Genomic DNA, 22,445 nt, shown 5'->3' with positions numbered 1-22,445 from the left:
AGCGCCGGAGAGAGCTGTAGGTTCCAGGGCGCCGGCAGGAGCCGGCGCCACCCATCAAGCATAGCTAAAAGCTGCCGCCCTGCAGCCGGTGCCGGATCACCGTCGTGGCGGCGGCGGAGCCGGCGGCGGTGGTGGTGCGGTGGGCGGTGACAGCAGGGGCCGCCAGCCAGCCAGGGACACCGGCACGGTCAGCGTCTTTCCATCGCGCTGCAGCAGCAGCCGTACGCTGGATGCGTCGGTGGCCTGCATCGCGGCTGTCAGCTGGTCGACCTGCTGCACGGCGGTATCGTCCACGCGCAGGATGCGGTCGCCACGGCGCACGCCGAAGCGCGCCTCCGGATGCGCCGCATCGACCCGCACGTGGCCGCCCGAGGACGCCAGCGCCACATGGGCGCCGTCGTCCTGCCAGCTCATGGTCTGCTGGTTGCTGCTGCCGGCAAGGGCCGGCAGCGGCAGCATCAGCATCAGCATCATCGCCAGGAAAGGTGCGCGCATGTCAGGCCCCCCGCGTGGCGACGGCCGGAGGCACGGCGGCCGCCCGGCGCGCAGGGCCGAACACGGCGATCTGGCCCAGTGCCCACAGCAGCACCGCACCCAGCGGCAGGTACAGCAGCGGCATGCGAGGCAGCTCGTACATGTTCATCAACCACAGATTGATGGCGTAGGCCGCCAGCATGCCCAGCACGATGCCCAGCGAGGCCAGCAGGAAGTTCTCGGTCTGGAAGTAGCGCAGCACCTGGCCGCGGGTGGCACCGAGCGCACGGCGGATGCCGATCTGCTTGCTGCGCTGCTGCACCCAGAAGCTGGCCAGGCCGACGATGCCCAGCGCCGTCACCACCAGCAGGGCGATGCATACGGTGACCAGCAGCCCGACCATCGCCCGGTCGTTCTTGAAGTAGTCGTTGCGCTGGTCCTCATAGCTGAGCTTCTCGCGCACCAGGCGGTTGGGATCGTTGCGTTCAAGAGCCGCCAGGGCACCCTTCAGCACTTCATCGCGGCGTTCGGGCGTGGTGCGCAGCATGTACGGGCCGCCGCTGGCGAAGTCGGTGCGCACCGGCAGGATCATCGACAGGGTGGTGTTGTTGTTCCAGTCCGTCGGCGGCGCGAGGTGGGCAACCACGCCCACCACGTGCAGCGCCTGCCGACCCATGTAGAAGGTCTTGCCCAGCGGGTTCTGGCCCGGGAACATCTTCTCGGCCACGGCCTGGTTGAGGATCACTGCCGATGCCTTGTCCGGCGTGGTGCTGGCCGACTTGCGTGCGTCCTCGAAGTCGATGTACTCGCCGGGCAGGAAGTCACGGCCGGCCACCAGCTGCAGGCCCAGGGTGGACAACGCACCTTCGTTGAACATGTACAGCGTCGCCGAGGTCGTCGGCCGTTCCTGGTCGCGCTCGCGCGAGATGCTGGTATTGGACGAGCTGGGGCGGAACGGCAGCTGGTTGACCTTGGTCACGCTGGTCGCACCGGGAACGGCGCGCAGCGCGGCCAGGTCTTCCTGGGTACGCGCCATGGCATTGGTCTGGGTGCCGATGCCGCTGGTACGGACGATCACCAGTTCGTTCTCGGCCAGGCCGCTGGGCTGGGTGATCTTCTCCACGCGCTGGCTGACCAGGAACAACGCATTGCAGACGATGGCGCAGGTCAGCGCGATTTCCAGCACGATCAGGGCAGCGGCGGTCTTGTGCCGGCGCAGCGTGCTGAGGATGGGGCGGATATCCATGGCAGTGTCCTTGTGCTTACTGCGACTTGAGCTGGATGGCGGGGGTGACCTGCATGGCACGCCAGGCCGGAAGGAATCCGGCGGCCAGGCTGGCGAGCAGGGTCAGGCCGAGTGCGAGCAGCAGCATGCTGCCGTCCAGATGGGCCAGCTGGGCGTACTCCACCGGCTGCCTGCGCACTGCGGCCAGACCGATCAGGGCCAGGCCGATGCCGAGCACACCGCCGACCACGCCGATGGCACCGGCTTCGACCAGGCATTGCAGGAAGATCTGCCCACGGCTGGCACCCAGCGCACGCCGCACGCCGATCTCACCGCTGCGGCGCAGGAATTTGGCCAGCAGCAGACCGACCGTATTGACCAGGCACACGCCCAGGAAGCCCAGCGCCAGCCACATCTGCAGGCGCACGTCGCTGGGCACCGCACCGTTGAAGTCCAGCCACTCCATGACGCTGCGCACGCGCACATTGGCGGGACGCTCGAAGCGGCCTGCAGCGCGCTGCTGGTCGGAGTAGTTCACCAGATAGCGACGGTAGTCATCGACCTTGCCCGGCTCCAGCTCGACCCAGTACTGGATCCAGGTGCAGGCCGCACTGAGCGAGTGGCTGTCGCCGCCCGGGCCACCGTCGCGGAAGCAGTTCATGTTGCCGTTGTTGCCGAAATCCAGATCCATGGCGGTGGAGAACGGCACCAGCAGGTCCTCGTCCTTGCCGTAGGAACCGGTGGTCAGGTCGAAGAACTGCGGTTCGGGATTCCATTCCTTCATCACGCCGATCACGCGCAGCGACTGGCTGTTCACGCGGATCTCCCGGCCCACGCTGTTGGCGCCCTGGAACAGCTTTTCATTGATGGCCTTGGACAGCACCACCACGCGGCTGTGCGCATCGTCGTCGCTGGCAGACCAGGCGCGGCCGTACTGCATCGGCACGTTGAACATCGGGAAGAAGTCCGCCGAGGTCCAGCGCGTATCCACCGAGAACGGCTTGAGGGTGCTGCCCTCCGGCTCGACGATGGCACTGCCGCCACTCATCATCGCCTGGTGCACGGCGCGCTTCTCGCGCAGCAGGGCTTCGGCGTCGAACCGCGTCATCTGGCCTTCCGGCTCCTCGTCCGTCAGGTAGCCGGAGCGCGGCCGCGGATCGAGCTGCGCGTAGAACAGGCGGTCGCTCTTCTCCGGAATCGGATCGCCGGACAGGACATGGAACACGGTCAGGGTGGTCATCGAGGCACCGATGCCCAGTGCGATGGCCACCACCATCAGCGCGGTCAGTACCTTGTTGCGGCGGAAGCTGCGTACCGCCAGTCGAGCGTAGTAGGCGAACATGGGCATGCCCTCACTCGTTGACGGCGACGATGCGGCGCGGGGTGGCCAGCACCGGCTCGCGCACCAGGTCGGTGACCTGGCCATCGACGATGTGCACGTTGCGCTGCGCACGCGCGGCCAGTTCCGGATCATGGGTGACCATGACGATGGTGGTGCCGGCCGCGTTGATTTCCTCCAGCAGCTCCATCACGCCACGTGCCATCTGCGTATCCAGGTTGCCGGTCGGTTCGTCGGCCAGCAGCAGGCGCGGGCTGCCGGCGAGGGCACGGGCAATCGCCGCGCGCTGCTGCTGGCCGCCGGACAGTTCGTTCGGGTAGTGCTTCATGCGTGAGCCCAGGCCGACCTGGGTCAGCGCCTTCTCGATGCGCTCACGGCGCTCGCCGGCACTCATCTTGCGGTAGCGAAGCGGCACGTCGACGTTGTCGAACAGGTTCAGGTCCGGAATCAGGTTGAAGCCCTGGAAGATGAAGCCGATCTTCTGGTTGCGCAGGCGGCTGCGCGCATCATCACCGAGCTGGCTGACATCCTCGCCATCAAGCAGGTAGGTGCCGCTGGTGAAGGTCTCCAGCAGGCCGGCGATGTTGAGGAAGGTGGTCTTGCCGGAGCCGGAGGGACCGGTGACGGCGACGAACTCGCCCTCCTTGACCTGCAGTTCCAGCGAGCGCAGTGCATGGGTTTCCACCTGTTCAGTGCGGAAGACCTTGGCGACCGAACGCATTTCGAGCATGTACATGGGGTGTCCTCTCTCCAGGATGTATCAGTTGACGGAGACGCGTTCGGCGTCCTTGAACAGGTCGCTGCCGGAGACCACGATACGGTCGCCCGGCTGCACACCCGACTTGATTTCCACTTCGCCCAGGCTGCTGACGCCCAGTTCCACCGGACGGCGCACCGCCGTGCGGCCATCCATCACGTAGGCCACGCCGTTGCCCTGTTCGACGAACGGGCCGCGCTCGACCTTCAGCACGTTCTTGCGGGTATCCAGCAGCACCCGGACCGACATGCGCTGGCTCTGGCGCAGGCCTTCGGGCTGCTTGTCGGCGAAGCGCACGCGGGCATTGACCTCGCCGTTCACCACTTCCGGCGACACCGCGCTGATCTCGCCCGGGAACGGCTGGCCGTTGCCGCCGGTGAGCTGTGCGGGCATGCCGATGGCCAGATCACGAGCGAAGCTTTCCGGAACCTTGATCTCGACTTCGAACTTGGACAGGTCCACCACGCCCAGCACCGGCGCATTGGCCGCCAGATTGGTGGACTGGGTGGCCTGCACCTGGCCTACCTGGCCATCAAACGGCGCGCGCAGGGTCAGCGCATCGACCTGGCGCTGCACTTCGGCCACCACCGCCTTCTGGCGATCGGCCAGCAACCGCTTGTTGCGTGCATCCAGGTCGGCGCCCTGGCTCTGCAGGCGGGCATCGGTGGTGGCGTTGGCAAGGCTGATGTCGGCCTTCTTCAGGCTGTCCTGGGCCTTGGCCAGGTCGATCTGCGGCACCGCACCGCCGTCGAAGCCGCGCTGGTAGCGTTGCAGGTCGCGATCGGCAGCCTGGCGCTCGATGGTGGCCTGATCGGTTTCCTTGCGCGACTTGGCGCGGGCCAGCGTTGCGTCCAGCGCGGCGCGGCTGGCCTCGGCTTCCAGGCCAGCCAGGGTGGCCTGTTCCTGGGCCAGCTTGCTGCGCAGTTCCGGGCTGTCGATGATCGCCAGCTCCTGTCCCTTCTTGACCACGTCGCCGGCCACGACCTTCAGGTCCACGGTACCGGCGGAGATCGCATACAGCACCGGGCTGTTGGCGGCGATCACACGGCCGTCGGCAGCGATGTCACGCACCAGGTCGCCACGTTGCACTTCGGCGATGCGCACCCGGCTGCTGTCGAACGAGCGGCTGGCGTTTGCCCAGGCGTACACGGCCCAGCCGATGCCGGCGAGCAGGGCGATGCTGCCCAATGCCGGCCAACGGTAGCGATGCCAGGCGGCGGCGGTCGGGCGGGCCGGGGTGGAGGAAACGATCTGGTCCTGGGCGGAAGTGTCGCGGATCATCGGGTTCGTGCCTGACGGTGGTGATCCATACCAAGCACGTTGCGTGCCAACTTTATTTCCTTTCCTATCAATAAGTTGCAATTCGAGTGGCGGTGTCCGGGTGTCCGCGGACACCTGTGCGGACACATTCATTAAGCGGACAGGAGGGGGAAACCGGACACGCACGCTAGAATGCCGCGACCGTCTTCAAGGAAATGCGTGACATGTGTGGAATCGTGGGAGCGATCGCTGATCGCGACGTGGTGCCGGTGCTGATCGAAGGTCTGAAGCGACTGGAGTACCGCGGCTACGATTCTTCAGGCATCGCGGTGATCGACGCGACCGATCGCCCTGACGTGCACCGCGTCCGCCGCACCGGCCGGGTCGCCGAGATGGCCGCTGCCGCCGCCGCCGAGGGGTTCAATGCGCAGCTGGGTATCGGCCATACGCGTTGGGCCACCCATGGCGGCGTCACCGAGGCCAATGCGCATCCGCACATCAGCCAGGGCGTGGCCCTGGTCCACAACGGCATCATCGAGAACCATGAAGAACAGCGCGAGCGGCTGCGCGCGCTGGGCTACACCTTCGAGTCGCAGACCGACACCGAAGTGATCGCCCACCTGATCCATCATCATCTGCAGAGCGGTGACGATCTGCTGGTGGCGCTGCAGCGCACCGTGAAGGAACTGACCGGCGCCTATGCGCTGGCCGTGGTCAGCCGCGCCGAGCCGGAACGCTTCGTCTGCGCACGCATGGGCTGCCCGCTGCTGGTCGGCCTGGGCGAAGGCGAGAATTTCGTTGCCTCCGATGTCTCGGCGGTGATCTCGGCCACCCGCAAGGTGATCTTCCTGGAGGAGGGCGACACCGCCGAGGTGCGCCGCGAGGGTGTGCGCATCTTCGACGAGCACGATCATCCGGTACAGCGCGAGGTGCACCTGTCCGACGTGTCGCTGGCCTCGCTGGAACTTGGCCCTTACCGCCATTTCATGCAGAAGGAAATCCACGAGCAGCCGCGCGCGCTGGGTGACACCATCGAGGCGGCGATCGACGCCGGTGGCTTCCCGGCCGAGCTGTTCGGCAGGAATGCCGAGGCGGTGCTGGCGGGCATCGAAGGCGTGCAGATCCTGGCGTGTGGCACCAGCTACTACGCCGGCCTGACCGCGCGCTACTGGATCGAGTCCATCGCCGGCCTGCCGTGCAGCGTGGAGATCGCCAGCGAGTACCGCTACCGCGCGGCGTATGCGAACCCGAAGCACCTGGTGGTGACGATCTCCCAGTCCGGCGAAACGCTGGACACGATGGAGGCGCTGAAGTACGCCAAGTCGCTCGGCCACCAGCACACGCTGTCTATCTGCAACGTGCCGGAAAGCGCGATTCCACGCGCCAGTGAACTGGTCTGCTATACCCGTGCCGGGGCCGAGATCGGCGTGGCTTCGACCAAGGCGTTCACTACCCAGCTGGCCGCGCTGTTCCAGCTGACCGTGGTGCTGGGCAAGCTGCATGGGCGCGTCGATGCCGCACAGGAAGCCGACTATCTGGAGCAGCTGCGCTTCCTGCCGGGCAGCGTGCAGCACGCGTTGAACCTGGAGCCGCAGATCGCGGCCTGGGCCGAGCGCTTCGCGCGCAAATCCAACGCGCTGTTCCTGGGCCGTGGACTGCACTATCCGATCGCACTGGAAGGTTCGCTCAAGCTCAAGGAGATCTCCTATATCCATGCCGAGGCGTATCCGGCGGGCGAGCTCAAGCACGGTCCGCTGGCGCTGGTGGACGAGGACATGCCGGTGGTGGTGATCGCCCCCAACGACAGCCTGCTGGAGAAGGTGAAGTCCAACATGCAGGAAGTCCGCGCGCGGGGAGGCGAGCTGTTCGTGTTCGCCGACCAGGACAGCAACTTCTCCGAAAGCGAAGGTGTGCATGTGATCCGTACGCCGCGCCACGCGGGCGTGCTCAGTCCGGTGGTGCATACCATTCCGGTGCAGCTGCTGGCCTACCATACCGCACTGGCGCGTGGCACCGACGTGGACAAGCCGCGCAACCTGGCCAAGAGCGTGACGGTGGAGTAACCGCCATCGGCTGCATGGGATGCTTCAGGTGAAGGGGGCCACGTGGCCCCCTTTCGTTTGCGCCGCTCACAGCGCCAAGTGGGACACCCGCAGGGTGTTCTGTCCGCGTTCGGCAGCAGGCCATCAATCTTTAACGCGCGGCACCGCGCGTGTTCAGCGGCGGTTTCAGCCGCAGTGCCATTCTCTGGATCGTCGGCAGGTTCCCACGACGTACTGTCCTATCGATGCCGGTAGTGACCGAGGATCGCAGTCGTAGAATCGAGCCGACCGAGATACGGGTTGCGTTGCCGGACCCGCCTCGTTCGCGTTGCAGCACCTCGCCTTGCCGATGCATTCCCCATGGGCAGACCGGTGCGCCAGACGTGCGCTGAAAGGTCTGTTCCCGGGGAGGGGGCGAATCGGAAGAGCACACTTTTTTGACTTCAGTGACCTGCAACAGGAAACAAGAATGAACGTCCGCGAACTCCTGCAATCCAAGAAAGAAGCTGTCATCACCATCGATGCGGAAGACACCATCGGTGCCGCCGCCCACAAGATGAGCGCGAACAGGATCGCTGCCCTGGTGGTGATGAAGGATGATGCGCCGGTCGGCATCATCTCCGAGAAAGACATCGTGCGTACCCTGGCTGACGATGGCCCGCAGGCCGGCCGCCGGGTGATTTCCACCCTGCCGTCCACGGGACTGGAAGGCATCGCACCGGAGGCCACCCTGAAGCAGGCCATGTCGTTGATGACGTACTCGCGGCGCCGTCATCTGATGGTCACCGATGGCACGCGCCTGGTCGGCATCCTCAGCCTGGGCGACATCGTGAAGAATCTGCTGGGCGAGCTGGAGCTGGAAAAGGCCGTGCTGCAGGACATCTACATGGCCGCGCATTGACGCCGGCGCAGTAGAAGGAAAGAAGCCGGGCACTGCCCGGCTTCTTCGTTCACGGCATCGGTGGAATCAGAACGTCACCTTCACCGAATCGGCGCTGTAGCGCGCCGGGCCGTGATAGACCACCTCGATGTTGTTGCCATCCGGGTCAAGCACGAACGCGCCGTAGTAGCCCGGATGATAGGGGCGCTCGCCCGGTGCACCGTTGTCGGTGCCGCCAGCGGCGATGGCGGCAGCATGAAACGCATCGACGGTCGCCGCATCGCGCGCCTGGAATGCCAGGTGGTGGCGTCCGGTCAGCTGGCCGGCAGCGGCTTCGCTGCTGGCGGTGGAAATGAACAGCTCGTCAGCCCAGAAATAGTCCGGCCCTTCGCCGGCAACCGGAATGCCGATCGTGTCGAACACCGCCTGGTAGAAGCGGCGGCTGGCCGGCAGGTCGCGCACCACCAGCTGCAGGTGATCGATCAATCGACCGCGGTGCAGTTCCATAGTTTCCATGCGTACCTCTGCAGAAAAGGGGACAGTGTGGATAGCGCCGGGCCGCGCCCGGCGAGCGCGCAGCGCGGCCTGCTTCCCATGCGATGAATATCGGAGCAAGGCCGCCGGGCATGGCCTGGCGCCAGCGCAATTGTGCCCCTTTCCGGATCAGGCGTTGGCGATGATTTCCACCCAGTAGCCGTCAGGGTCCTTGATGAAGGCGATGTTCTTCATGCGACCGTCGGTCAGGCGCTTCTGGAACGGCACGCCCAGATCTTCGAAGCGCTGGCAGGCAGCTTCCAGCTCGGGCACCGAGACGCAGATGTGGCCGAAGCCGCGCGGATCGCTGTTGCCGTCGTGGTAGACCGGGCCATCCTGGGCTTCGGTGCCGTGGTTGTGGGTCAGCTCCAGCACGCCCGGCAGGCCGGCCATCCACAGGCGGCGCTCGGCATCGTCTTCCGGCACCACGGCGCCGGACGGCACGTAGGCCAGGAAATACAGGCTGAACTGCGCTTCGGCGAAGTCACGCTTGTCGATCAGCCGGTAGCCCAGCACGCGGGTGTAGAAGTCCAGCGAGGCGGTGATGTCCTTCACCCGCAGCATGGTGTGGTTGAACACGAAGCCGGTGGTTTCGGCCGGGGCCTGGGCGGCGACGCCGGGGACCTGTTGGAGGGAAGAAAGGCTCATGATTCGCGTCCTGTCAGCAATGGAGGGAAATGACCCGCGGAGAGTGGCTGGAAGTTGCATCTGAAACCGGCAGTTGCCGGAACCCGCACTTCGCTTGCATCCTCGCTGTCGATCTGGGATCGTCGGGTCATGTTGCAGCGCAGGATAATCGGTGTGCGTCCGCAATGGGATGAGCGCTTCCGCAACGCCGGGTGAAATGCCTGCAACCAGAGCAGTACGGCGCGGCAGTGGGACGCAGGGGAATCCGGCAGGGATGGCGAGACGCCCGCGCATCGTCGCGGGCGGTTGACAGCCCGTTGCCTGCCGCGCTAATGATTGTATGTATATACAAATAACCGAGGGTCTTCAGGGGTCCCATGCCTTACCGCCGATGGCTGCCGCTGCTGCTGATGGCCGTGCTCCTCTTCGAAGGTGTCTTCGGAGCGTGGGCGGGGACGCGCATGGCGCTGCCTGGCGGGGACGCTGCAGGCTCCGCGGGCCGGGCGATTGCGGGCTGCCAGGCAACACCGCGCAGCGCGGCACCGGCGTCGGGCCACACCCGCCATGATCAGGCGCCGGTGGCCGCCGGCGACGTGCACAAGGATCACTGCAGCTGTGTCGATGCGGCCGGCTGCGACTGCCGCTGCCTGTTGAGTCTCTACCCTCCGATGCCATCGCTGCTGCTGCCCAGCGCCCATCCGCGCATCGCGCTGGACATTGCGCTGCCGGCACTGATCCTGCCTGCCAGCAAACTTTCCCGCGTATTCCGACCTCCCATCGCCTGAGCGGCTGTCCCCGCGTCGACATGACGCCGTCGTGTCCCTTTGCCCGAATCGTGGCGGGGGCACCCAGAGACAGTATTCCTGCGGGAGAGAGAACATGTATCTGAAGTCCAATGCCATGGCTGCGGCCATCGGCAGTCTGCTGTGCGTCTCCGTTGTCCACTCCGTCGCCGCGCAGGATGCGCAGTCGCCCGATTCGAAGGCACGCACGCTGGATACCGTGCAGGTGACCGGCAGCCACATCAAGCGCGCGCAGCTGTCAGGCGTCGGCCCGGTGAGCGTGATCGATGCCGAGGCCATCGAACGTTCCGGCGCCACCTCGGTGGAAACCCTGCTGCAGCGCCTGCCGGCCTCGGCAGGGTTCGCGGGCAGCCAGAGCAATGCGTACTGGGCCGAGAACGGCTACGGCACCACCCAGGTCAATCTGCGCGGTCTCGGTATCAACCGGACCCTGGTCCTGCTCAACGGCCGGCGCATCGTCAATGGCGGCACCGGCGCCAACAGTTCGGTCGACCTCAATGTCATTCCGGTCTCACTGATCGAGCGCGTGGAGGTGCTCAAGGACGGTGCATCGGCAATCTATGGCGCCGATGCGGTGGCTGGCGTGGTCAACATCATCACCAAGCAGGGATTCGAGGGTGCCGAAGCGGTGGTGCGCTATGGCCAGACCAGCCAGGGCGACGGCGAGGAAACCTCCGTCGATGTCAGCTGGGGCGTCAGCAGCGAACGCGGCTCGCTGATGGCTGCGGTCAGCTACTTCGACAGCGGCGCGGTCAACATGGCCTCGCGCGCGCCCTGCGGCCTGATCGAATCCGATGGCCGGCTGGTCTGCTCCGGCAGTTCGTCCACCATCGGTGGTCGTGCACTGCTGGCGGATGGCCGACGGGTCAACTTCAACCAGGTGCCCGGAGGCGACGGCGATTTCTACGAGCCCTATTCGGCGGCCAAGCACAACTACAACGGCAATCCCACGCTCAACGCGGTCAACCCGATCGAGCGGCTCAGCCTGAGCGTGTTCGGCGACAGCCAGTTGAATGACAGCACACGCGCGTTCATCGAAGCGATGTACACCAACCGCCAGTCCAGGCAGCTGGCGACCTCGGGTGGGCTGGGCGTCTACCGGCCGATCAACATCGCCGCCGACCATCCGACCAATCCCACCGGGCAGGATCTGCTGCTGCAGCGCCGGCGCCTGGAAGAGGCCGGTCCCCGCCACTTCTTCCAGGAGACCGACACCTACCGGGTGGTAGCGGGCCTGAAAGGCCAGTTCGGCACCAGCTGGGACTGGTCGGTGGCCTTCAACTGGGGGCGCAACACCGGCGTGGATGGTTCGGACAATGTCGCCAACCTCGATCGCGTCGACCAGACGCTGGACCGGTCCCTGTGCAGTACCGCGCCCGGCGCAGCGATTCCCTGCGGCGACTATCTCGGCTACGGGGACCTGAGCCGTGACGTGCTGGATTACATCCTGTACACCTCGCGCGATACCGGCGGAAACGAGCAGAAGAGCTTCACCGCTAATCTCAGCGGGCAGATCTTCGAGCTGCCGGCAGGCTGGGTGGGATTCGCCGCGGGCGTGGAGGTGCGCAGGGAGCGCGGTTGGCGTGATCCGGATCCGTTGACCGTGCTCGGCATCGGCAACACCAACCAGCAGGATCCGATCGCCGGGCGATACACGGCCAAGGAAGCGTACATGGAGCTGGCGGTGCCGCTGCTGCAGGACGCGGTCATCGCAGATTCGCTGTACCTCAACCTGGCCGGCCGCGTGTCCGACTACGACCTGTTCGGGCGCGACTTCAACTACAAGGCCGGGCTGGACTGGCAGGTCAGCCCTTCGCTGAAGCTGCGCAGCACCTATGCTACGGCATTCCGCATTCCCAACATCCCCGAACTGTTCGGTGGCGTGTCCGAGGGCAACCTCACCACCACCGACCCCTGCAGTGGCTGGAGCGGACTGCCGGCCAGCTCGATCGTGCGTGCGAACTGCCAGGCCGATGGCGTGCCGGCTGGTTACGTGCAGCCGGGCAATACCATCCTGACCACGTCCGGCGGCAATGCGGATCTCGAGCCGGAAGATGCGACCTCGTTCACCGCCGGGGTGGTGTGGACACCCACGTTCGCACCCGGGCTGACGCTCACCCTGGACTACTACCGCATCCGCATCGAGAACGCGATCCAGCGTATCGCCGGCTCCACCAAGCTGGCCATCTGCTACAACACTCCGTCGCTGGCGCATCCGTTCTGCGACGCCAGCAACTTCACCCGCGACCCGCGCACCGGCGAAGTGAACTACCTCTCATCGCAGCCGGTGAACACGGCCGATGAGCAGGTCAGTGGCTACGACCTGGGCGCACTCTACGAGTTCAAGCCGTGGGGCATGGACGCCAGCATCAGTGCCGACATCTCCTACCTTCAGCGTTATGACGTGCGCCCGTATGCCGGAGCAGAGGTGATCACGTATGCCGGCAGGATCACCGGCGGCCGTGGCAGCTATGCCAAGTGGCGTGGACTGATGTCGATGAACGCGTCCCGTGGGCAATGGTCCGGTACCTGGACCACCCAGTACATCGGCCGGGCCGACGACATCAATGCCGCGCGTGGCGATATCGGTGATCATGCGCCATCGGTGTTCTATCACAATCTCCAGCTCAGGTACGCGGTCAGCAAGGCGCTGGATGTGGCGCTGGGCGTGGACAACGTCTTTGATCGCTCGGCGCCGTTCATCCAGAGCTATACCGACGCCAACACAGACACCATGACCTACGACCTGCTCGGTCGTCGCTGGTATGCACGCATCGGCTACCGCTGGTGATCGCACGCGCCCCCGTCGCCTGCGGCGGGGGTGCTCCGCAAGGGAGACAAGGTAGATGAAACCCGCATTCTGGGCGCGCCGCGCCCATAAATGGATCGGACTGGTGATCGGTGTGCAGGCGCTGTTGTGGATGCTCAGCGGGGTCTACATGACCGTGGTGCCGCTGCAGGTGATCCATGGCGACCACCTGGCCCATGTCCGTGGCGAACCGCTGGCGCCGGTGCATGATCGGGTCGGCGTCGATGTGCTGGCCGCGCGTTATCCCGGCCTGCAGTCGTTCCGCCTCAAGCGGCTGCTGGAGCGTGAGGTCTACGACGTGCAGCGCGGACCGGAACGCTTCCTGGTCGATGCCCGCAGTGGAGAGCGCCTGCCGCGGCTGGACCGGGATGGCGCCATCGCGCTGGCCACAGCGCTGTACCAGGGCGCAGGTGAGGTCGCGCGGGTGGAATGGGTGACCCGTGCGCCGTCGGAAGTGAAGACGCGACCGGTGCCGATGTGGGCCGTCCATTTCGCTGACCGCGGAAGCACCACGCTGTACCTGTCACCGGACAGCGGTGAACTGCTGGCGCGCCGGCACAGCCTGTGGCGCTGGTTCGATTTCCTGTGGATGTTCCACATCATGGACTACGAGCAGCGCACCGACGTCAACAATGGCCTGCTGCGCGTCGCATCGGTGATCGGACTGGCATTCGGCCTCAGTGGCGTGTGGCTGCTGTTCTACAGCTTCGGCCAGAGGAGGCGCGCATGACGCCGTGGCTGCGCCGGTTGCACAGGTGGATCGGGGTGCTGGTCGGACTGCAGTTCCTGGTTTGGCTCGGCAGTGGACTGGGCATGAGCCTGCTTGACCCGGACCGGATCGCTGGCACTTCGCAGCGGGCTGCGCCCCCGGCGCCCCCGGCATGGCCGGCAGACAGCGTCTCACCGGCCGATGCACTGCGAGCCGCACGATGGCCGGCCGCGACCCTGGACAGCGGCTGGCTGCTGCAGACGCCGGTGTATCGACTGCAGTCAGCGGAAGGCACCGAAGTGATCGATGCGCGTGATGGCAGGCGCATCACCATCGATCCGGTGATCGCGCTGCGCGTCGCGCAGGCCGCCTACCGTGGCCAGGGCGTGCCCGCAGTGCCGGTGCATCTGGCGCACAGTCTGGAGACGCGCAGCCATCCCGATCCGGTCTGGCGGGTGGACTTCGGTGATGCGCAGGACACCACCGTCTACGTCTCCGCCGACAGTGGACAGGTGCTCGAGCACCGCACCGCGACGTGGCGGCTGTTCGATGTGTTCTGGATGCTGCACATCATGGACTACGCGGCGCGGGCCAACTTCAACAATCCGCTGGTGGTGGGGATGGGGCTGGGGGGGCTGTGGATGGCCTTGACCGGCGCGTGGCTGCTGCTGGCAAGCGTCCGCCTGCATGAGTTCGTTCCACATCGATGGCGCAGCCGCCGGCAGTTGGCAGTGTTCGCCCCGGGAGGCACGCACCTGCGCACCGTGGCCGCGGCGCAGGGGGACAGTGTCTACCTGGCGCTGGCCCGCGAAGGCGTGAACCTGCCTTCCAACTGCGGCGGCGGGCAGAGCTGTGGATTGTGCGAAGTCCGGGTCCGTGGACAGGCTGGAACCCCTTCCGCCGCAGATCGGGCGCACCTGGCCGGATCGCGCCTGAAGGTCGGCTGCCGGCTCGCCTGCAACCTGCAGGTGGGGGCGGATATGGAGATCGAGGTATCCGGCGGTGCCAGCCTGTGGACCGAGCATGGGGCAACGGTCGAGCGGATCGAAGCGGTGACCCCGTTCCTGCGCGAGATCCACCTGCGTCCGGACCACGCCGCCGACGCACTCTATCAACCCGGCTGCTACCTGCAGCTGCATGTGCCCGAATACGAGCTGCCCCGTTCCGCGCTCTGGCATCCGGACGAACACCGGCAGGACTGGGCACCGTTGGCCCTGCCGGAAACCCTGCACAACAAGGCGGCGGTGCGTCGTTCGTACTCGCTGGCGATGCCGGTTGCCGCCGAAGCGGGGCGCCTGGTGCTGCTGGCCCGGTTCAGCCCTGGCTGGCAGCAGGGCAAGCGGCATCCGCCGGGCAAAGGGTCCAGCTATCTGTACGCGTTGCGCCCCGGCGATCGCGTCCGCTACAGCGGACCGTTCGGTGATTTCGCGCTCAGCGGCGTGTCCCGGGAAAAGATCTTCATCGGAGCCGGCGCCGGCATGGCGCCGCTGCGGGCGATGATCGAACATCGGCTTTCCGAGGGAGGGCAGGAGCGCATCCACTACTGGTACGGTGCCCGCAGCGACCGCGATTGCCCCTACATGGCGCAGATGCAGGCCCTGCAGGCAGCGCACGCGAACTTCAGCTGGCATCCCGTCTGGTCCGGGCAGGGAACTGGCCGGCGCGTGCATGACGCCATCCATGAGGATCTGCTGCAGCGGCATCCGGATCTTTCCGGCTGCGAGTTCTACCTGTGCGGGCCACCACCGATGCTGGCCGCGACCCGGCAGCTGCTGCAGCGGCTGGGGGTGACGGAAGAGCGGATCGCATACGACGATTTCAAGATCTGAAGTGGAGGCGCCGTGGCCGTGGCCGTGCAGGGCGGCCGCGGCGCCCGTTGCAGCGGTGCGGGCGGAGTAGAATGCGCAGCTGTACTCACCGAAGTGGCGTTCCATGTCCCAGCGCGCCTGGGTGGCTGCGGCCATCCGCAAGATCGAAGCCGATTTCAACCGGTCCGCCGATACCCACCTGATCCCGATGGCGCTGCCCGGGTTCGAAGGCATCGATGTCTACCTGAAGGATGAATCCAGCCACCCCACCGGCAGCCTGAAGCACCGCTTGGCGCGTTCGCTGTTCCTGTACGCGCTGGCCAACGGCTGGCTGCGCGAAGGGCGGCCGGTGATCGAGGCGTCGAGCGGCTCGACCGCGGTGTCCGAAGCGTATTTCGCACGCCTGCTGGGGTTGCCCTTCATCGCGGTGATTCCGGCCACGACCTCTCCGGAAAAGATCGCTGCCATCGAATTCCATGGTGGCCGCTGCCACCTGGTCGAGCGCGCCTGTGATCTCAACTGCGAATCGGAACGGCTGGCGCGCGAAACCGGCGGTCACTTCATGGACCAGTTCACCTACGCCGAACGGGCCACTGACTGGCGCGCCAACAACAACATCGCCGAGTCCATCTTCAAGCAGATGGCCGAAGAGCCCAGCCCGGTACCCGAGTGGATCGTTTGCAGCCCAGGCACCGGCGGCACTGCGGCCACGCTGGGCCGCTACGTCAGCTACCGGCGGCACGACACCCGCATCCTCTGCGCGGATCCGGAGATCTCGGTGTTCTTCGAGGGCTACCAGGCGGCGGTGGCGGGCGAGCAGCAGTGGCGTGACCTGACCTGCAGCGGTGGCTCCCGTGTGGAAGGCATCGGCCGACCGCGGGTGGAGCCGAGCTTCATTCCAACCAGCGTCGATGCGATGGTGAAGGTGCCGGATGCATTGAGCCTGGCAGCCATGCGCCACGTCAGCCGGCAGCTCGGTCGGCGCGTGGGAGGCTCCACCGGCACCAACTTCATCGGTGTGCTGCAGGCGGCGCAGTGGATGCGCGAAGCCGGCCGCCACGGCAGCATCGTCAGCATCCTGTGCGACAGTGGCGAGCGCTACGCGCAGAGCTATTACGACCCGGCGTGGTACGCACGACAGGGCATCGATGTGGACGGTGCCGATGCGCAGCTGGCCGCGGCCGTGGCGGGTCAGGGCCTGCCTGCGCTGCCGTGCTGCAGCCTGGAAGCGCTGTAAGCCTGCGGTGCCTCCGCCGGGCATGGCCCGGCGCTACCAGAGCCCGTCGATCCCGGTAGCGCCGGGCCACGCCCGGCGAGCGCAGCGGCGCATCAGAGCCCGTCGATCCCGGTAGCGCCGGGCCACGCCCGGCGAGCGCAGCGGCGTATCAGAGCCCGTCGGTCCCGGTAGCGCCGGGCCACGCCCGGCGAGCGCAGCGGCGCATCCCGATCAGTATCCCGCCGCAGTGAACGCGTCGAGCACCGCATCGCGCAGCACATCAGGCAGCGCCTCGATGTCCATCGCGCGATCATCCAGGTGCAGCCGTGGGTCCAGGCTGCTGATGCGGTCCTGGGCCAGCGCCTGCAGCCACAGCAGCACGCAGATCACGAACTCACGCTCGTGCCCCGGGTGCAGGTGGCGGGCACCGCGTTCGATCACCTCGAACGGGTACCACTCCTGCTCATCGTTGAGGATGCCGCCCTGCTGCATGAGCACCTGCAGCTGCTGCAGATGGCGCGGGGCATCATCGCCGGGATCGCACAATGTGGCGATCCAGGACAACTCCTCCGCGCTGGCAGACAGCGCCAGCGACCGGACCGGCAACGCGGTCGCAACCTGAGCCAGACCTTCCATGTGGGGCCTCTATCGGCATGTTCCGCTGCGGACTCCCCCGCACCCAGAGCTTCCGCGCGACCCCGTAAGGCCGACGTGAATGATCGGCGCGCCCCCCTTGTCTGCGGCTCCGGCCAGCGCCATATCGACTGGGCTGCCCGCTCCTCGGGCCCGTAACTGGAGATCTGCCGTGACCGCTGCCAACCCCCTGCTCGATTTCTCCGGCCTGCCGCGCTTCGAGGCGATCCGCCCCGAGCACGTGGCGCCGGCGCTGGACGTGCTGCTGGCCGAGGCCGAGGCCGCCGTCAACGCAGCCGAGCAGGTGCAGCCGGTCCGCTGGGACACCTTCGTGGTCCCGCTGGACGATGCCACCGAGCGGCTGTGGCGCGCCTGGGGCCTGGTCGGCCACCTGCAGGGCGTGGTCAACACGCCGGAACTGCGCGAGGCCTACAACAGCAACCTGCCGCGGGTGACCCGCTTCGCCAGTGCGCTGGGCCAGAACCTGGCGCTGTACCGCCAGTACCAGGCATTGGCCACCGGCCCGGAGGCGGGGTCGTTCGATGAGGCCCGGCGCAAGGTGCTGGACAATACGCTGCGCGACTTCCGCCTGGGGGGCGCGGAGCTGGCGCCGGACGCCCAGCAGCGGTTCGCCGCGATCAAGGAAGAACTGTCGGCGCTGTCCGCGAAGTTCTCGCAGAATGTGCTGGACGCCACCGATGCGTGGTCGTTGATCGTGGAAGACGAAGCACGCCTTGCTGGCGTGCCGGACGACGTGAAGGCTGCCGCGCGTGCGGCAGCGGCGAACGATGGCAGGGACGGTTGGAAGTTGACGCTGCAGATGCCGTGTTACCTGCCGGTACAGACCTGGGCCGAAGATCGTGACCTGCGCGAGATCCTGTACCGGGCCAGCGCGCAGCGCGCTTCCGAATTCGGCGATGACGCGTTGGACAACAGCGGCAACATCGACCGCATCCTGGCCCTGCGGGCTGAACTGGCCGCACTGCTCGGCTTTGATTCCTACGCCGACTACTCGGTGGCCACCAAGATGGCGCAGGACCCGGCCGAAGTGCTGGGCTTCCTGCGTGACCTGGCGTCGCGCGCCAAGCCGTTCGCGGCCAGGGACCGTGCCGAACTGGAGCAGTTCGCGCGTGACCACCTGGGCATCGACAGCCTGCAGGCCTGGGACCTGGCGTTCGCGGCCGACCGCCTGAAGCAGGCGCGCTACAGCTATTCCGAGCAGGAGGTGAAACAGTACTTCACCGAGCCGAAGGTGCTGGGTGGATTGTTCTCGGTGATCGAGCAGCTGTATGGACTGCGCGTGCAGGAGGACAGCGCACCGGTCTGGCACGAGGACGTACGCTTCTTCCGGCTGGTCGATGCGCGGGACGCGCTGGTAGGCCAGTTCTACCTGGATCTGTACGCCCGTGAGGGCAAGCGCGGCGGTGCGTGGATGGACGATTGCCGCAACCGGCGCGAGCGTGCCGATGGCAGCGTGCAGACGCCGCTGGTGTATCTGGTGTGCAACTTCGGTCGCGGTGCCAGCGGCAGGCCGGCTACGTTCAGCCACAATGAAGTGACCACGCTGTTCCATGAAATGGGCCATGGCCTGCACCAGCTGCTGACCCGCATTGGTGAGCTGGGCGTGGCCGGCATCAATGGCGTGGAATGGGATGCGGTGGAGCTCCCCAGCCAGTTCATGGAGAACTTCTGCTGGGAATGGGACCACCTGCAGCGCATGACTGCGCACGTGGAGACGGGTGAACCGCTGCCACGTGCGCTGTATGAGCGCATGCTGGCCGCGCGCAATTTCCACAGCGGCATGGCGACTGTCCGCCAGCTGGAGTTCGGTCTGTTCGACATGCTGCTGCACAGCCAGTTCGAGCCCACGCAGGACAGTGTGCTGGCACTGCTGGAGCGCGTGCGCGGCGAAGTGGCGGTGAATCATCCGCCAGCCTGGAACCGCTTCCCGCATCAGTTCAGCCACATCTTCGCCGGTGGCTATGCGGCCGGCTACTACAGTTACAAATGGGCCGAGGTGCTCAGTGCCGATGCCTATGCGGCGTTCGAGGAAGCACCGCAGGCGTTGGCCGCGACCGGTGCACGTTTCCGCGACGAGATCCTCTCGCGCGGGGGCAGCCGTCCAGCGGCCGAGAACTTCAAGGCCTTCCGTGGCCGTGCGCCGCAGATCGATGCGCTGCTGCGCCATTCGGGCATGGCGTAAGCCGCTCTGGTAGGTGCCAACCTTGGTTGGCACTTCCTGGCAATGGTGCGGACCAAGGTCCGCACCCACCGGAAAGCGGTGCTCTATTCGGCGTAGATCATCTTCCGGGTCATGCCGCCGTCGACGATGAAATCCTGGCCGGTGGTGAATCCGGACAGCGGCGACAGCAGGTACACCGCCAGCGCGCCGATGTCTTCCGGGCGGCCGACGCGGCCGACCGGATGCTGTGCGTGGTCGATGGCCGAATACTCGGGCGCATGGCGCCGGGAGGGCGCCTGCCACTCGCTGGTGCCGATCCAGCCCGGACTGATGCTGTTCACCCGTACAGCCGGTCCGGCGCTGATTGCCAGCGCGTGGGTGAATGCCACCAGTCCGCCCTTGGCCGCGGCATAGGCTTCGCTATGGGCTTCGGACTGCCGGGCGCGGGTCGAGGCGATGTTGATGATGGCGCCGGCGCCACCGGATGACAGTGCCGGCAGGGCATGCCGGCTGCACAGGAAAGCGCCATGCAGCGATGACAGGCGGCGCTGCCATTCGTCCCACGCCATGTCCTGCAGTGGCGTACCGTGCGCACCGGCGATGCCGGCATTGTTGACCAGGCCATCGATGCCGCCAAACCGCTGCACCGCCGTGGCGATGAACGCGCGCACGCTGGCTTCGTCGGTGATGTCCAGGGGCTGGAACGCCGCATCGTCATCGCGATGCCATTCGGCCAGGCAGGCGTGGCCGGCTTCCGTATCCAGATCACCGATCAGCACGCGGCCGCCGGCACCGAGCACGGCCTGGGCGATGCCGCGGCCGATGCCATTGGCGCCACCGGTGACCAGCACCACCTTGCCCGCCAGCGGCGCGGCAGGCCAGGCAGCGATCGGCGGAACCGCGCTCATGACAGGTCTTCGCCACGCAGGCGGCGATGCCAGCCGTCCACGCCGATGCGGTCCAGCGTCTGGATGTTGCGCTCGACGATCACGTCCGGATCGGGGAAGGCGTCCACCGCGCGTGCCACGCTGTCCTCGCGCAGCAGGTGCAGCGTGGGATAGGGCGCGCGGTTGGTGTAATTGCTGGCGTCGTTGGCGGCCACGCCTTCGAACTGGTAGTCCGGATGGAAGCTGGCCACCTGCAGGATGCCCTGCAGATCGAGCGCCTCGATCGCCGCGTCGGCGTTGTCGAGGAAGTCGTTGTAGTCCAGGAAATCCGTCAGCACCTGCGGGTGCACGATCAGGGTGGTGTCGATCTGCTCGGCCGGCGTGTCCCGCAGCAGCACCAGTTCCTCGGCCAGCTGTTCGACCAGTGCTTCGGGGGTGGTGGCATCACTGAGCACGAAGCGGACCTGGTCCTTCACATATACGGCCTTGGCGAACGGACACAGGTTCAGGCCGATGACGATGCGCTCCAGCCACAGGCGGGTGGCGGCGATCGGGTCGTCGGTGGGCAGGGCGATATCGGTCATGGCGGGCACATCGGCGGGCGAGGTCGCCATTGTAGGCAGTGTGCCGCCGCTGCGCTGTTCACTGTGCAGGAACTGGACAGTCGCCATGCTGCAAATCCCCGCCGATTCAAACCTTTGCAGGCCACCGGCAGATGGCCGATTGCCTGCTGCGGGCGGTAGGCGTGGAATGGACGCACGACACAGGAGGACACCCATGACTGCATCTTCTCCGTGGCTGCCGGACGCCCTTTGGGCCGGCGCCCTCTTCGATGGCCGGTGGCAGGCGGCCGCGCAACGGCAGCCGGTGATCGAGCCGGCCACCGGTAACACGCTCGGCCAGATCGGCCTGGCCGACGCGGCGCAGGTGGCGCGCTCGGCGGCGGCCGCTGCACAGGCGCAGCAGGCGTGGGCGGCGGCTCCGTACGAACAGCGCGCTGAAGTGCTGCGCAAAGCGGCACGCCTGGCCGAAGAACACATCGACACCCTGGTCGAATGGCTGGTACGCGAAAGCGGCTCCACCCGCCTGAAGGCAGGTTTTGAGGCCAAGGTGACCATCAAGGCACTGCACGAGGCTGCGGCGCTGCCGTCGCGCAGCACCGGCGAGATTCTGCCTTCCGAGCCGGGCCGACTGAATCTGGCGCGGCGCCGACCGCTGGGTGTGGTAGGGGTCATCTCGCCTTTCAACTTTCCGCTGTATCTGGCCATGCGCGCGGTGGCGCCGGCCATCGCGCTGGGCAACGCGGTGGTACTCAAACCTGACCCGCGCACAGCGGTGTGCGGCGGGGCGGTGATCGCACGCCTGTTCGAGCAGGCCGGCCTGCCGGCAGGCGTTCTGCACATGCTGCCCGGTGATGGCGCGGCCGGCGCTGCGCTGACCAGCGATCCGCACGTGGCGATGATCCAGTTCACCGGCTCCACCGCCGCCGGGCGCAAGGTCGGAGAAGCGGCGGGCAAGCATCTGAAGAAGGTCTCGTTGGAGCTGGGCGGCAAGAACTCGTTGATCATCCTCGATGATGCCGACCTCGACCTGGCGGTGGCCAACACCGCGTGGGGGGTCTACCTGCATCAGGGCCAGATCTGCATGGCGACCGGCCGCGTGCTGGTGCAGCGGAAGATCCACTCCGCGTTCCTGCAGAAGCTGGTGGCCAAGGCCAATTCATTGAAGGTGGGCGATCCGGCGCGCGAAGACGTGGCGATCGGTCCGCTGATCAATGCCGGCCAGCGCGACCACGCCACGCGCGTGGTCGAGCAGGCAGTGCAGGCCGGTGCCTCGCTGGAGGCCGGAGGTACCCATCGCGATCTGTTCTTCGCGCCGACCGTGCTTGGCAACGTCGCTGCTGACAATCCGGCGTTCAACGAAGAAATCTTCGCGCCGGTGGCGGTGGTGGTGCCGTTCGACGATGACGACGATGCAGTGCGCCTGGCCAACGACAGCGAGTACGGCCTGTCGATGGCCATCGTTTCCAGCAATGTCGGCCGCGCACTGAAGCTCGGTGAGCGCCTGCGCACCGGACTGCTGCACATAAACGATCAGACCGTGAACGACGAGGTGATCAATCCCTTTGGCGGTGTCGGAGCATCCGGCAATGGCACCAGTATCGGCGGCCCCGCCAACTGGGAGGAGTTCACGCAGTGGCAGTGGTTGACCGTCAAGGGCGAGGCGCCCGCTTATCCGATCTGATCGAAGGAGCCATCAC

19 protein-coding genes are annotated in these 22,445 nt (G+C 66.6%); 9 read left to right on the top strand and 10 right to left on the bottom strand.

Annotated elements, in window-relative coordinates; translation table 11 throughout:
• Positions 1-96: 96 nt before the first annotated feature.
• The 5 genes from ACZK08_RS16975 to ACZK08_RS16955 are packed head-to-tail and all read right to left on the bottom strand — an operon-like array spanning position 97 to position 5,076.
• Positions 97-495, bottom strand: coding sequence for a PDZ domain-containing protein (locus ACZK08_RS16975; protein ID WP_065181786.1), 399 nt, complete (start codon positions 493-495; stop codon positions 97-99).
• 1 nt (position 496) lies between these two features.
• Positions 497-1,720, bottom strand: a complete 1,224-nt coding sequence (locus tag ACZK08_RS16970) for an ABC transporter permease (protein WP_053518725.1) — start codon at positions 1,718-1,720, stop codon at positions 497-499.
• Between the two features lie 16 nt (positions 1,721-1,736).
• Positions 1,737-3,041: an ABC transporter permease gene (locus tag ACZK08_RS16965; protein WP_053518747.1), complete on the bottom strand. Its 1,305-nt coding sequence runs from the start codon at positions 3,039-3,041 to the stop codon at positions 1,737-1,739.
• A 10-nt stretch (positions 3,042-3,051) separates the two neighbouring features.
• Positions 3,052-3,774 carry an ABC transporter ATP-binding protein gene (locus ACZK08_RS16960; RefSeq protein ID WP_053518723.1) on the bottom strand — a complete coding sequence of 241 codons (723 nt, stop codon included), beginning with the start codon at positions 3,772-3,774 and terminating at the stop codon, positions 3,052-3,054.
• Between the two features lie 24 nt (positions 3,775-3,798).
• Complete coding sequence (locus ACZK08_RS16955) at positions 3,799-5,076, bottom strand: efflux RND transporter periplasmic adaptor subunit (RefSeq protein WP_053518722.1); 1,278 nt, start codon at positions 5,074-5,076, stop codon at positions 3,799-3,801.
• 203 nt (positions 5,077-5,279) lie between these two features.
• Here ACZK08_RS16955 and glmS point away from each other — a divergent pair, with 203 nt between their 5' ends.
• Together glmS and ACZK08_RS16945 are read left to right on the top strand one after the other, a co-directional pair.
• Entirely contained in the window at positions 5,280-7,118 is a 1,839-nt protein-coding gene (glmS, locus tag ACZK08_RS16950; RefSeq protein WP_065181785.1) for a glutamine--fructose-6-phosphate transaminase (isomerizing), read from the top strand.
• A 448-nt stretch (positions 7,119-7,566) separates the two neighbouring features.
• The gene (locus ACZK08_RS16945; RefSeq protein WP_053518718.1) at positions 7,567-7,998 is read left to right on the top strand and encodes a CBS domain-containing protein; all 432 of its coding nucleotides are present in this window, start codon (positions 7,567-7,569) and stop codon (positions 7,996-7,998) included.
• A gap of 66 nt (positions 7,999-8,064) precedes the next feature.
• Here the strand turns inward: ACZK08_RS16945 and ACZK08_RS16940 are convergent, their stop codons facing one another.
• Both ACZK08_RS16940 and gloA read right to left on the bottom strand, forming a co-directional pair.
• A complete protein-coding gene (locus tag ACZK08_RS16940; protein WP_053518717.1) occupies positions 8,065-8,493 on the bottom strand; it encodes a VOC family protein in 429 nt (142 codons plus the stop codon).
• Positions 8,494-8,640: 147 nt separating this feature from the next.
• Positions 8,641-9,159: a lactoylglutathione lyase gene (gene gloA / locus ACZK08_RS16935; protein WP_053518716.1), complete on the bottom strand. Its 519-nt coding sequence runs from the start codon at positions 9,157-9,159 to the stop codon at positions 8,641-8,643.
• A gap of 356 nt (positions 9,160-9,515) precedes the next feature.
• On the opposite strand from gloA, the gene ACZK08_RS16930 reads away from it, so the two are divergent.
• The 5 genes from ACZK08_RS16930 (at position 9,516) to ACZK08_RS16910 (ending at position 16,504) form a co-directional block, all read left to right on the top strand.
• Positions 9,516-9,923, top strand: a complete 408-nt coding sequence (locus tag ACZK08_RS16930) for a CopL family metal-binding regulatory protein (RefSeq protein WP_053518715.1) — start codon at positions 9,516-9,518, stop codon at positions 9,921-9,923.
• A 94-nt stretch (positions 9,924-10,017) separates the two neighbouring features.
• A complete protein-coding gene (locus ACZK08_RS16925; RefSeq protein ID WP_065181784.1) occupies positions 10,018-12,732 on the top strand; it encodes a TonB-dependent receptor in 2,715 nt (904 codons plus the stop codon).
• 55 nt (positions 12,733-12,787) lie between these two features.
• A complete protein-coding gene (locus ACZK08_RS16920; protein ID WP_065181783.1) occupies positions 12,788-13,480 on the top strand; it encodes a PepSY domain-containing protein in 693 nt (230 codons plus the stop codon).
• Positions 13,477-15,288 (top strand): 2Fe-2S iron-sulfur cluster-binding protein, encoded by a 1,812-nt coding sequence (locus tag ACZK08_RS16915; protein ID WP_065181782.1) that lies wholly within the window; start codon positions 13,477-13,479, stop codon positions 15,286-15,288. Before ACZK08_RS16920 ends, ACZK08_RS16915 begins: the two co-directional genes overlap by 4 nt.
• A 103-nt stretch (positions 15,289-15,391) precedes the next feature.
• Positions 15,392-16,504, top strand: a complete 1,113-nt coding sequence (locus ACZK08_RS16910) for a PLP-dependent cysteine synthase family protein (protein ID WP_065181781.1) — start codon at positions 15,392-15,394, stop codon at positions 16,502-16,504.
• 210 nt (positions 16,505-16,714) lie between these two features.
• Here the strand turns inward: ACZK08_RS16910 and ACZK08_RS16905 are convergent, their stop codons facing one another.
• A complete protein-coding gene (locus ACZK08_RS16905) occupies positions 16,715-17,119 on the bottom strand; it encodes a hypothetical protein (protein WP_065181780.1) in 405 nt (134 codons plus the stop codon).
• A gap of 169 nt (positions 17,120-17,288) precedes the next feature.
• On the opposite strand from ACZK08_RS16905, the gene ACZK08_RS16900 reads away from it, so the two are divergent.
• Complete coding sequence (locus ACZK08_RS16900; protein ID WP_065181779.1) at positions 17,289-19,319, top strand: M3 family metallopeptidase; 2,031 nt, start codon at positions 17,289-17,291, stop codon at positions 19,317-19,319.
• 83 nt (positions 19,320-19,402) lie between these two features.
• On the opposite strand, the gene ACZK08_RS16895 is transcribed toward ACZK08_RS16900, so the two are convergent.
• Entirely contained in the window at positions 19,403-20,206 is an 804-nt protein-coding gene (locus ACZK08_RS16895; RefSeq protein ID WP_065181778.1) for an SDR family oxidoreductase, read from the bottom strand.
• Positions 20,203-20,769: a DUF1415 domain-containing protein gene (locus ACZK08_RS16890; RefSeq protein ID WP_053519826.1), complete on the bottom strand. Its 567-nt coding sequence runs from the start codon at positions 20,767-20,769 to the stop codon at positions 20,203-20,205. The genes ACZK08_RS16895 and ACZK08_RS16890 overlap by 4 nt, the downstream gene beginning before the upstream one ends.
• Positions 20,770-20,962: 193 nt before the next feature.
• Between ACZK08_RS16890 and ACZK08_RS16885 the strand changes: the two genes are divergently transcribed.
• A complete protein-coding gene (locus ACZK08_RS16885) occupies positions 20,963-22,429 on the top strand; it encodes a benzaldehyde dehydrogenase (protein ID WP_065181777.1) in 1,467 nt (488 codons plus the stop codon).
• Positions 22,430-22,445 lie beyond the last annotated feature (16 nt).

This window comes from Stenotrophomonas sp. 112478_Sma, from assembly GCF_056479905.1.
The sequence above is the reverse complement of the archived record's forward strand: the minus strand, read 5'-3'. Positions and strand labels throughout refer to the sequence as shown.